Here is a 12,455-nt window from a genome sequence, read left to right on the forward strand (position 1 = left end):
AAGTTTAGGACTATATTTTTTGATCATTATTATTGTTTTTCTCCCAATGCTCAAATTGATTATCTAATACCTCCAAATATTCCTTAACACCATAATTCACAAATTCCCTTTTATCGGTAATTTCCCCTTTAATTTGATTTTTGTGAATAAGTATCTGAATGAACTCAAAAACTTTCTCCTCAGGATACTCTATAACTTCCGCGATTTCAGATATTGCAGATAATTTTTTTTGATTCAATAGAAAGAGAATCATTTTTTCTTCAGCGCTGCCTAAGGAACGATATTTAGGCATAATTGAATTTCTAAAGATGATTAACTCTAAATGAAGATTATCATATCGGAGAAATACTTTTGCAATGATTTGCATGATAATATATCCCAACAAAACCACTGTCAACCAATTACTGGATGGTGTAAACCATTTCATAATGGGCAGAATTACAAAATTTAAAAAGAGAATCCAACATAATAAGGGAACCACGAAAAGATTGGAATCATAATTACCACTTGATTTCAGAATTTTATAATAGGTCACAATCTGCCCAATTTCAATTATGGCGATAAACATAGCATAGAATAACAATATATTTGATAGGATGAAGTTTCTCCCCAAAAAAGAATATTGCAATGATCGAATCAAATATAAATCAGGACTGAAAATTTCGATTGAGTTGACAATAAATGCAATAAGGACAGATAAAACGAGTGAATTTTCTAGTAAAACAAGAATCCCAATTAAAATCTTGTAAATCCCTGTGATTAATGGCTCTTCAATAGTAATAACTTGCGTTTTTTCCGCATTTTTGGGAAAGATGGAATCCATATTCTTACGGAATATTAAATAGTCTGAAGAAAGAACATTTTGACACACCCAGATCCCTACTATCGATGAATTTACTATCAACCAGCTGATCAAATCATCATCTATTATAAGGAAAATTACGGCCATAGAAACCACTAGGACTAAAGATAGGAAGTGTAATGGAATTAGATAAAATTTCCCATGCATCTGCTTTCCATCATATATTTCTTTAATCTTTACAACATAAAGAGCAATGAAAATAAAAACCACGAGCAAGATAAAAATTAAAAAACCAAGAGAATCGACCAAATCATCGTAGACCATTCTTCTATAGGAATAGATATTTGAAAAGAATAAATTAAAACATATAAGCATCGGAGTAATTGCATGAAGAAAGAACACAATTTTTTTCATTTTCTTTGATGGAATTATCCATTTCCCAGATAAGAGAACAACATCTAGAATCACAATAAGGTTAAAACTTATAATAATAAGGAGGCGAAGTTGACTAAAGGGAATAGTTATCGTTTGGAAAGTGTACGGTATCCCAGAAAAAATGAAATCTACATCTGAGGATTGCATTGAAGCTGCAAAGATATCTAACCAAAAACAGGCGAATATTTCAAGAAATATAACAAATGTTCTTTTTATTGATTTTTTCTTCAAGAATTCCATCTCTTCATAATTAATAAATTTCCTCAGTAATTTTATGGCAAATTACTTTAATAAATTTGATTTTTTTGAGGGACGTCAACTCCTAGGAAAAAAAAAGAATCAGAATAAGACTGATTTCAAAATATTAAAGAAATTTGTTCTTGCAAACTTCTCAATCCACGGCTTATGCCCACATTTTTCCAGCAGAAAAAATTTAAAATTCTCAATTTTTTGTTCTAGGGGAATTTTGACTCCATTGGCAGGGTGAGGATCATAATCCCCATGAATAGCTACGACTGGACAAAGTATCTTCTCTGCTTGTTGTAATAACTCACCCGATTTTCGCATACCAATCACTTCATTAAGGGCTTGCTGAAAGTAAGTGCTTCGGTCCAAGTCAAAATGTGGAGAAGGAAAGGATTTTTCAAAAGGGTCTGGATGGTATTGATCAATTTTACTGCACAAAGCACCTAATTGGGAAATTAATGAATTCTTATTAGATTCATCGGGATCTCGCAATTTTTGAAGGATCTCCAAATAAAGTTCTTTTTGGGAAGGATTCATTCGACTTTCGCGAGTCTCCAATAACTTCAGAAAATATTGATGTTCATAGGGTCCGCTTCCTACCAGAATTAATTTTGTGACCAAAGCGGGATATTTTGCTGCAAAAAGATACCCCAACCATGCCCCCCATGAAAATCCAAGTAAGGACACAGTTTTCAAATGTAGTAGTTGAATAATTTGCTTTAGCTCATTTAGTTGCCCTTGTAGGGTTTCTTCTAAGAAATACGGTTCAATAACACCACATTTATCAGCAATTTGGTCTGCTACGGGTGCCATCTCCCCCCAAGCCCCAGGGCCACCATGTAATACAATAATTTGATAGGGTACAGACCCATGAGTTTTGAATTCAACCATTTAGAAACACCAGCAATTTACAGCTTGTCCAACCAGTAGTGATAGCCTAAGTAATGTGCTTTTTCCACACAATATTTTTTACTAGCGGTTCCCCATCGGAGACCTTTTTCAAAATTCGATCGCAGTTGTTCATAATCCACTATTGCAGATCCACCTAAAATATCAACACCACGATCGAAAAGAGGATCTGGGATAAATCCCGCTGTGGGGCCAATGACTGCTATGTACTCTGCACTTGTGCAATACTTTAAAATATCATCCAAAGAATTGTTTAACACTGTGGTACTCGTGATGAGAACTTTATTACACCCCTTTAAACACAAAGGATCCAATGTAACCTTCCATTTTGGATGGGTTTGCACCAAGGATTCCTTTTTTTCAATCACGGTAAGCGGGATTTTTTGATCACCTAGCTGTTTTACAAGGGGGGGGAAAAAACCCACCATTCCGACGTGATCCGTTTTCTTCAAGGCAAAATTACCCATCGAATTGGTAGTAAAGTCTAAAGGAAGCTTACTTTGGTCAAAAAAATAAGAACTCATCGCATTTATCGTGCCTAGAGCTAGTGCTTTTTGCAGTTCACTACTATGAGAATGACTTAGCCATTGTGCTACTGAAAATGGATTTTGCCCTGGAAAAGAATCTAATGCAAGTGATGCTGCTTGTTCAAGATATACGGGAGATAAACTTAAATAAATTATGCCGGATGCACCCCCCTCCAATTGAATTAGCCCAAAACTTGTTTTTTCGGGGGATTCGGGTGAGTACTGAGGAATATAGATATCTTTAATCATTGGAAAGGGAAATTTTGCATCGATCTCATGCAAAATTGTCAAAAATTCTTCCGCAATTGTCATCGAGTGTATAAATGCAATGGTGATTATGAAGTTTCTTCTGATGGAAAAGAAAAAGGGATTTCGGATATAAGAAATCCAAGATCTCACTAAATTCTTTGTATAGACAATGTTTTGAATGATTAAGATCAGTTGATTAAATTATGATTTAGTGCCATTTTGATGAAATTTCTTCAAAATCTTGACAAGTTTGTCATCTATCGAACATCCATTCATTTGCGGAGACATTTTCTAATAATTTTAAATATTTTGAGAAGAAAATAATACATAATCATTTACTACAAACAAAATTGTTGGAAAATAACGGTTATTATAAAATAATAAAAAGATGATCATATTTCGAGTCTTTTGAGGGTCTTTTGAAAGAATGCGTTTCTATTATAACAGTTATTGAAGAAACGGGTAAGCTTAGTTATAAGTTTTATTTCCGATGATTTTAGAATTAATGGAGAATGACAATTGATGAAACAATTAATGAAAAGAAATAAAATTCCAATTCGAATCTTATTCCTGGGTATCTTATTCATGATTTTGATACCATCCTTCATTCAAACAGGAATGAATAAAGATGATAACTTTGAAAATCCCAGAAATTATTCGAATAGGACCCCAAACAGTCAGGTTGACCCAGAGGGAAATGAAATTTCCGTTGTATTATCGCTTAACACCACAGAACTTCCAGCAGGGCAATCCATAGGATTTAGCGCAATTTACACTGGGTCTGAAAATCCGGGACTATTGAGAATTTGCACGTCCTATGAAGGATATAGTACAGTAGAATATTCCTTTGATATGTATGAAGCAGATCCCGATAATACTGATTATGCCAGTGGAAAAGAATATATTACAAATATTTCACAAAGCCTCTTGTCTATCATCATGCCCAACCACTTTGACTTTTATTGTTATGCAATTCCAACCTTTAAAAATGTTGTAGTAGGCTTTAATGGAGATGAATCCAATGTTGAATATTTTCAAATAGTAACAGCACCACCTATCGTGGATGATATCACTTTATCTCAACACCAAGTTTATTTTAATGAGCAATCCCGCACTTTCCTTGAATGTAGTGTATCTGATTTCGATACTGCTTTAGAAGATCTATCGGGAAAAACCTTTCTGAAAAATACAGTCAATGATGAACAAGTGCTAGTTCTAATGCATCCGTTATCCTATTATGTCTCAGATTATATTTGCAACGAACTTCCTTTCTATAATTATTTGGAGTTTATGTTAAATGACATGGGAGATATTTTTGCTACTGTCGAAGAATTAGAAGCAGAAATTAATACCCCCACTTGTTTATACGCTCGGATAGACACGAGATCGGATCCAATTAATACTGTGATCAATTCAGCGGGACCATGTATTCTAAATTATACAGTTCAAATCACCGATGGGAATGCGTCCTCAAGTTCCGTTCCAATCCTACAAACAGTGAATTTTTATGAGGATATTGAATCCATCAATCGACCGAACATAGCACCATCCCTCAGCGCTTCTATCAACCCTAGACCTATTTGGATAGAAAATCCTGTCTACCCGACTATTTCTGTTACTTATTACGATGAGGAAGATTATCAACCCGACACGATCCGCATGTTCGTTTATGATCCTGCAGGAAATACTCGATCCTATACTCTAGCCTATGACACAGAGAAAACTCCGATTCATAATTCCCCAGATGATGGAATTGTTTATTCTATAGATATTGAACCCTATGGGAATCAATTCGAGGATGAAGGAGTCTATCGAGCCTATTTTACTTTTTCGGATGAGGATAATGATTGCCGTTATCCCCTCGATTCATCTCAAACAGTAAAGCTATTCTATGTCGGAGATTTAGTCGCCCTACTTGGAGGGGAAGTATCCCAAACCCGGATTGATTATTATGACACGGACAAAATAACTTTTTCGATTGATTATATGCACTATCAGAATACCGCTCCCGATTCAGATGTGATTCTCACCTTGAAAAATCCACGCAGCGGTACTATAAACACGCATCCTTGTGTTCTCATTGAAACTGATCCAAAAATTTCCAAGGGTACCACTTATACTTACTCAATGCTTATCGGAGACACTGGTTTTGAGGATATTGGTACTTATGAATTTTGGTTTAGTACGATGGTTGATAGTACTCCGGTCCAATCCCAAGTGTACAAAGGACCAAGTGTTAGTCGGGAACAATTTTCAGCCATATTCGTCAATGGTCCAACTCGCGTGCGAATCAATTCCAGCCAAATTCTTTCTTTTGAAACATTTTATCAAGATAGATATTCACTCCCTGACAGTGCCAAATTGTATATAATTCCGTTAGGAGAAGAAGAGAATACCACGGAATATAATTTAGCCCATGCAATTAGTGATGTAGATTATCAAGACGGAGTGATTTATAATATTTCGTTGGTAGAAGGTGAAGGAATTCTAAATCGAACAGGTAGCTATGAATATTGGATAGTGTTCAATCGAGATGGGGAGGTACAGCGAATTCCGGGGATGGAAGACAACTATCAATTTTCCATCCATAGTGAAACGACAATTATTTCAACGATAACTGATTCGGAGATCTTTTTAGAAAAAGGAAAGGGCGAAGAGGCGGAAATCCATTTTACACTTTTAGATCCATTAAATCGATCCTATCTTACCAGTTTCCACAAACCATATTTCAGAATTAGATATGAAAATAACACAAAAGATAAAGTTCCTCTTATTTGGGGGGATAATTTGATGGAAGTGGATAAATACGATGATAATTGGGTCGATGGGAAAGACTTTTACTTCAAGTTGACGGAGGGTGAAGGTGTTTTAAATGCAGAGGGAGTCATAGAGGGATACCTTGAAATTATACCAGAAGATGGAGATGAAGCATTATTTTGTCCAGGACCCCACGAATATACCTATACAACAGTTTTTAAGATCTATGATTATGCAAGTTTTACTTATGATGCAGCGGTCCATTCTTCATTGACCCCAACAATTGATCAGAATTTTAAGTGGAAATCAGGCGAGGATATTATTTTTATAGTAAATTATTCGCAACCTCAAAATTTCGAACCCAAAATGATTGCCTTAGCAATCGACGATGGGATTGTTCCTGATCAGAAACCTCACTATCCTATGGAAAAACTTGATCCTTCAGACAACAATTATACCGATGGATGTTTATACTCGATAAAAGTGGAAATGGGAGGAGAACTTCTACCTTCGATTGGAGACTACTCGTATGATTTTTATTATGGCATCGAACATCACCGAATTTTCAGGGGTGATTTGGGACAAGGTGAATTCTATGCATTCACTATAGAAAATGACGCCCCACAACTTTCTAATATTCTTGTAGATGATCCGATTCTAAAAATAGGCGAATCTATTCCAATTGTGGTAAATTATACGGATTCTGATGGCGTAGCTCCCGATGAAATTAAACTTTCCCTTTATAATGAAGGGGACGAAGGCGTTTTTGACCATTATACCAATTTTACTATGACCCCTCAGACTGTAAATAACCGTGATTATACAATGGGAGTGCTATATATTGCCATGGTGGAAGCAGGTACATATCGTTTCAGCGAACTTGGAAATTATTCGTACTGTATTTGGGCTACAGATGGGTTAGAAACAGATTTACTCACCGAAACAGATTCGACTTTATATCCCGAACTCGAAATTCAAGATTCAATGTTCACGTTATCAGAAGGATCATCAAATCCGGCCGTAGTGAATTACTCGAACCCCACTAATGTCAACTTTTTAGTCTACTATACCGATCCAGATGGGGACTTTCCAACCTATGTTAATGTGTCGATTTATTCAGGAGATACTCTCGAAACAACCTACGATCTAGCCCAAATTGGAGGAATTCATTCCGATACCACAAGACCAGTTCCTTATGCTATACTTCGAGATGTCACTGCATCTTTAACCCCAGGAAATTATACCTATGTCTTTGGAGCTTTCGATGGAACAACGTACTTGGAACTTGCCGATGAAAGCTTCACATTGGAAATACAACCATCTATGTTCACATTATCGGACGGATCTGCAACTCCAGCGGTGGTTAATTATTCGAATCCAAGCGATGTCGACTTTTTGATCCACTATACCGATCCGGATGGCGACTTCCCAACCCATGTCAATGTGTCGATCTATTCAGGAAGCACCCTCGAGACAACTTATGACTTAACCCTAATTGGATCCTTTTCCGATACCACGGGATTAACCCCCTACGGCATCAGCCAAGATGTTACGGCATCCTTAACCCCAGGAAATTATACCTATGTCTTTGGAGCTTTCGATGGAACAACGTACTTGGAATGGAGTGAAGAAAACTTCAAATTAGAAGTGAAAAATTCCCTCCCCCTCTTAAAAAATGGAAGTGTGAGCAATGCTACCCTCGATTTTGCTTATCCCACCAATACAACATTTTCTGTGTATTTCCAAGATAATGATGGTCCACTTCCGGAATTGGTGACATTGTGTATCTACACCACCGCTGGACAATCGGTTGTGAATTATACCATGACTCAAGCCAATCTTGGAATTACCACAGCAGAATCTTGGGTGGAATATATCTTTACGGGTAATCTGTTCTTGAATATCACAACTACCGGTACATTCTATTGGGGTGTGGTCGCCCAAGATGAATATGATGAAGTACAACTGTCAGATCTTACATTTATTTTGACCATAAGCAATTCGACAACAGTGCCTTCTCCAACAGATACTACAACCACCACGACTACAACAACAACCACAGGAACGAATTCTTCCACTTCTTCAACAACTGATACCACAGAACCAGAAGGAGGTGGAGGAGGTATTCCAGGATATTCCGTTGGATTATTATTAAGTTGTGTGTTCTTGAGCCTTGCGATTATATTCAAAAAACACCCAAAATCGTTCAATTAGAGATGTGGGAAACATTTCTGATTTTTTTTCCTTTTACTTCTTTCTTTTCCGATTTCTCATCCAAATCTACACTTCAAGTCCGAGGATTCATCCTAAATTCAGCTGAAAAAATTCTAAAAGTGCGTCGTGTTAGGGAAAGTATCGTATGTCAGATTATAACAATTGGTTGATCGAACAAGATATGGGCATTTTTTGGCTCAAACTAAATCGTTTGGATAAAATGAATTCTTTTAGTGCCGAAGTTGCTACCGAGTTAGATGAAATCTTACAAGGTTTTCTCACAAATCCAGAGATTCGAGTGTTAATTTTATCTAGTAATTCGGATCACTTTTTCTCTGCGGGGGCAGATATTGACTGGTTTATTGCCATTGATGGTGAACAAGCAGAAGATGTATCCGTGCGTTGTCATGATATTTTTGGACGGTTAGAACAAATGCCGTTTCCGGTGATTGCCGCCATTAAGGGCTTATGTTTAACCGCAGGATTAGAATTAAGCATCTGTGCGGATATAATCTATGCCGCAGAAAATGCGAAATTTGGACAGATCGAAACCGTCTATGGAATTACTCCTGGTGGAGGAGGTACACAGCGCCTTGCACGACTAATTGGACCAAATCGCGCCAAGGAGTTGATATTCTCTGCACGGGTGATAGGAGCAGAAGAAGCGGATAAAATCGGGTTAATAAATGCAGTATTTCCTCTGGAAGGGTTTGATGCAAAAATCAACCGGATTGCCCGAAAAATGACCGTGAATTGCAAAGAAGCCATTGCACGGAGTAAACGATTGGTAAACGAAGCCACTTTTACCTCAGAGAGTGGATTTCGATCCGAAGAAATTGCCTTCAATGAAAGTTTTGCTTCGGGAGAACCTCGGGATCGACTTAGCCATTTCAAAAAGCAGCAAGAAAGAGAACGAAAACGGAAAGAAAGAAAATTGCGAAGAGCACAAAAAGCGGATTAATTTCCTTTTTTTTAGATAAATGTTGATCTTTTGAGATAAGATTCTTTGAAAATTGATTATAATTGTGAATTTTCTCGATTTTCGATCTTCGTACGGAAAACAGTTTTTAAGTTATTTCACATTAGTTAGGTTAATTCATTTTGAATCCTAAGAAAAAAAAAAATTCGGATTTTTTCGAAGGATTTGATATATTGGTGAACAAACATGGCACAATTCCGATTTCGATTAACAGGAGTTCCTCCTGATCAAGCAATCAAATTAATTGATGTTGATACCGGCAATACAATTGCAGAAATTAAGAAAGAAGTACAAAAAGCTTATAAATTGAATCCTATTTTAGCCATTCAATTTATTTTCAAGGGAAAAGTAATTCCTGACAATTTGAAGTTCGCAAAAGTAGGTGTGAATCCAAAGACTGATGTAATCACAGTTATGGCCACACAAGCTGGTGGATATTAATTTTTTTTTTTACTACTCCTTTATCATTTTAACCCAAGTAACTCACGATAACTTAAGCTAGTGACTTTGGGCAAAATATAATTAAAAAAATGATAAAAAAATATTCTTGAGCCCACTGACGATAGAAGTAGGACAAAATTTATGCAATACAGTTCTATTTGCTTTGGATCATTTCATTTTGTAGAAACATTAGATTTTCCGGGTGTCAATCTTATAGACTACTTGAGTTTTGTTGATATCTTCTTCAAATCCAAATTTAGTTGGTAATTCAATATCCGAAGTGTTTTTGCCTGATGTATTAAATTGCACCATTTTATTACCTCTTTTATTTAAATTTTGAAGTGCAGTACCCATTAATGCTTCTCCAATTCCCTGATTTTGATATTTTTTCCGAACACCAATACTTCCGATAAATCGACTGACATTATCTTGTTTAGAATCTAAAACATTGCATGCTCCAACGATTTTCTTACCTTTATAGGCATAGAAATGAACCGGATCAAAAGTTTTCTTTTGCATGGCTTCCCAATCTTGAATATTTTCAGGAGTATCGGGGATCCATTCATCCTTATTTTCATAAGCCTCATTCATTACGGATACATGTTGTTTTGGATCAATAATTTTATCGGCTACCTTTATTTCAATACCCTTTGGAATGGTAACTTTGGGAATATTGTTCAAGTTTTTTAAGTTTAAAGAGTAGATGTAATGATCGGGTGTGAAGTTAAGAGTTTTCAAGGCATTGTTTAAGATAGGTCTCATTTTATCCGAGGTAATTTTGATACCCGGAGCATTTTGTTCTTTCGCTTGGTTTAAAACAGTGGTGATTAATTGAGTCCATATTTCTTCCGTTTCTACTTCAGGAAGAACATTACACAATAAAATCCATGGATCTTTAGCAACTTCAGTTCGCATAAGTCCCGCAAATCCAATTACTTTTCCATCATCATCCATTGCGAAGATGGAATCCGCCTCAAGAGTTGAATTCACATATATGGTTTTCATAACATCGTGTATCCTATCCTTGGTCAAAGGTGGATTGTTTGGATAGAATTTTTTCCGGCTTTGTTCCGCAATTTCAACCATTGCATCTATTTTCGATTCATTATCATACTTAACAATTTTCATATACATTCCCCCATAAAAGATTTGATCATGCCATTTATGTAAATAGCATGACTATCAAGTCATAAGAACTAATTGAAAATAAATGTTCCCAAAATTGACATGTATTCAAAAAAAATGAAAAAAAGGATTAAAATTAACACCAATTAAAGCAATTCTGAAATGGGATTGGGATTTTTATTTAGCTCAAGCTCAGTCGCCCGTTGCTTTAAAATGTTCGAGATGCGCTTTACATCTTTTTTTATATATTTCGCTCCGATTATCCAAAATAAAGCACCGATCATACCAACACTCATAGTTATAATTGCTGTAGTTTGATAGTTATTGTTAAAGATAGTTAGTAACACTCCAGCAATAATAGGTCCTAAACCGCTTCCTATCATCTCAAGAAGTTGATTTGCAGAACTCACAGTTCCTTGCGCTTCAGGCAAATTGATTTTTTGCAAAACTACGGGTTGATTCATATTATATACCGTTATTACAACTTTTCCGAGGAAACTCATCCCACCGAATGCCCAAAGAATTGGATATTGAAATAATATACTTAGCTGCATTCCTTGCTCAATTGACAAATAAGGTAAAGGAAAGAGGAAAGAACCAAGAAAGATCCCAAAGAGAATAACCATTGAAATAGTGATTAAAACTAGCCGATTTGAAATATTTTTCTTTCCCAATCGATCTGAGATCTTCGCAAAAGTTAAGGAACCTAAGATTGCTCCCGGGATTCCTGTTACTAACATAAGAATAGTGATAACTAATGGAGAAAAATTGTAGGGAGGAGATTGAACATATGCCAGAAGAAGAAAATCGGGAATGCTCATTAAAATGGTAGTAAAAATCCCTTCAATAAAGGCGATTATATTGGTTGGAGCCATAATTGTTTTTTTGACCATTTCCTTTGTCAATACATAGTTGTATTCTGCATTATTGGATTGTAAAACTTCTTTTAACTCATTTTGAGTGGCACCTCGTTTGGGTTCTAGCGCTTTAAAATATACAACTAATCCAATTACCATATTTATTCCACCAACAATCCAGAAATATTCACGCCAGTAATTATTTTGGAGAACTACAGCAGAAATAAGGCTTCCGAAAATTTGAAAAATTTGAAAGGAAGCATTAATAGCCCCGTAATACTGAGAACGCTCATCCTCTTCAGTAGCATCATTGGCATAAGAGGTGACTATTGGAAAAATACCTCCACTAAAGAAACTTCGAACAGCTAGGCATGTAAAGAAATAGTAATAAGTGGTCATACCTAATCCAGCAGGGACAAATCCATTTAATAAATATCCAAGCCCATAGAAGAAAGCAACAATCGCCAGCAAATTTTTGCGAGAAAAGCGATCGGCAAAGGCACCAAATAAAACTCCAGAAATACCCATAATCCAAGTGGAAATCCCGAGCATCAACCCAAATTCTTTAGCTCGAAAGGGTTCATTTGGGAACATAATCGTCGAAATGATGATGATATTTATCATTAAAACAGCAAAAGTAAAGGCAAAAGCATTTTGAACTAAAAAAGAAGGCCACATTTTCTTAAAAATTTTCGATTTCGTTTTGACCAATGGGTTAGATTCACTAGAAAGTGAATCATCAGAGTTTGAATCGTTTGTTGTCATGGTTATCACGTTTTTAACTATTTGGAATATTATGCAAAATTATAATTCATTCGGTATTTATTAATTTTTCCGAAGACTAATATACTTTGGATATTAAGAATATTTAAATGTTTGGAATTTTTTAGTAATACCGAAGACATACGGTATTT

Annotated in this window: 8 protein-coding genes; 3 read left to right on the plus strand and 5 right to left on the minus strand. The window is 35.8% G+C overall.

Features of this window, described 5'->3' with window-relative positions; all coding sequences use genetic code 11:
* Positions 1-10: 10 nt before the first annotated feature.
* The 3 genes from NEF87_RS11830 to NEF87_RS11840 form a co-directional block, all read right to left on the minus strand.
* Positions 11-1,468, minus strand: a complete 1,458-nt coding sequence (locus tag NEF87_RS11830; protein ID WP_457919974.1) for a hypothetical protein — start codon at positions 1,466-1,468, stop codon at positions 11-13.
* A 108-nt stretch (positions 1,469-1,576) separates the two neighbouring features.
* Positions 1,577-2,374, minus strand: coding sequence for an alpha/beta fold hydrolase (locus tag NEF87_RS11835; RefSeq protein WP_371806776.1), 798 nt, complete (start codon positions 2,372-2,374; stop codon positions 1,577-1,579).
* A 17-nt stretch (positions 2,375-2,391) separates the two neighbouring features.
* A complete protein-coding gene (locus NEF87_RS11840; RefSeq protein WP_457919975.1) occupies positions 2,392-3,231 on the minus strand; it encodes a Rossmann-like domain-containing protein in 840 nt (279 codons plus the stop codon).
* Between the two features lie 459 nt (positions 3,232-3,690).
* Between NEF87_RS11840 and NEF87_RS11845 the strand changes: the two genes are divergently transcribed.
* From NEF87_RS11845 to NEF87_RS11855, 3 genes are all read left to right on the plus strand, one after another.
* Positions 3,691-8,139, plus strand: a complete 4,449-nt coding sequence (locus tag NEF87_RS11845; protein ID WP_457919976.1) for a hypothetical protein — start codon at positions 3,691-3,693, stop codon at positions 8,137-8,139.
* Between the two features lie 145 nt (positions 8,140-8,284).
* Complete coding sequence (locus NEF87_RS11850) at positions 8,285-9,100, plus strand: enoyl-CoA hydratase/isomerase family protein (protein ID WP_371806779.1); 816 nt, start codon at positions 8,285-8,287, stop codon at positions 9,098-9,100.
* Positions 9,101-9,304: 204 nt separating this feature from the next.
* A complete protein-coding gene (locus tag NEF87_RS11855; RefSeq protein WP_371806780.1) occupies positions 9,305-9,559 on the plus strand; it encodes a ubiquitin-like protein in 255 nt (84 codons plus the stop codon).
* Positions 9,560-9,748: 189 nt separating this feature from the next.
* Here NEF87_RS11855 and NEF87_RS11860 read toward each other — a convergent pair whose 3' ends face one another.
* Together NEF87_RS11860 and NEF87_RS11865 are read right to left on the minus strand one after the other, a co-directional pair.
* On the minus strand, positions 9,749-10,687 hold the full coding sequence (locus NEF87_RS11860) for a GNAT family N-acetyltransferase (RefSeq protein WP_371806781.1): 939 nt from the start codon (positions 10,685-10,687) through the stop codon (positions 9,749-9,751).
* A gap of 143 nt (positions 10,688-10,830) precedes the next feature.
* Complete coding sequence (locus NEF87_RS11865) at positions 10,831-12,306, minus strand: MFS transporter (RefSeq protein WP_371806782.1); 1,476 nt, start codon at positions 12,304-12,306, stop codon at positions 10,831-10,833.
* Between the last annotated feature and the right edge of the window lie 149 nt (positions 12,307-12,455).

The organism is Candidatus Lokiarchaeum ossiferum, from assembly GCA_025839675.1.
In the GTDB taxonomy this organism is placed as follows: domain Archaea; phylum Asgardarchaeota; class Lokiarchaeia; order Sigyniarchaeales; family Promethearchaeaceae; genus Lokiarchaeum; species Lokiarchaeum ossiferum.

What these genes read in the sequence shown, in the direction of transcription:
- NEF87_RS11835 (WP_371806776.1), bottom strand. Translation starts at nt 2,374, where the DNA reads ATGGTTGAATTCAAAACTCATGGGTCTGTACCCTATCAAATTATTGTA.
- NEF87_RS11840 (WP_457919975.1), bottom strand. Translation starts at nt 3,231, where the DNA reads ATGACAATTGCGGAAGAATTTTTGACAATTTTGCATGAGATCGATGCA.
- NEF87_RS11845 (WP_457919976.1), top strand. Translation starts at nt 3,691, where the DNA reads ATGAAACAATTAATGAAAAGAAATAAAATTCCAATTCGAATCTTATTC.
- NEF87_RS11850 (WP_371806779.1), top strand. Translation starts at nt 8,285, where the DNA reads ATGTCAGATTATAACAATTGGTTGATCGAACAAGATATGGGCATTTTT.
- NEF87_RS11855 (WP_371806780.1), top strand. Translation starts at nt 9,305, where the DNA reads ATGGCACAATTCCGATTTCGATTAACAGGAGTTCCTCCTGATCAAGCA.
- NEF87_RS11860 (WP_371806781.1), bottom strand. Translation starts at nt 10,687, where the DNA reads ATGAAAATTGTTAAGTATGATAATGAATCGAAAATAGATGCAATGGTT.
- NEF87_RS11865 (WP_371806782.1), bottom strand. Translation starts at nt 12,306, where the DNA reads ATGACAACAAACGATTCAAACTCTGATGATTCACTTTCTAGTGAATCT.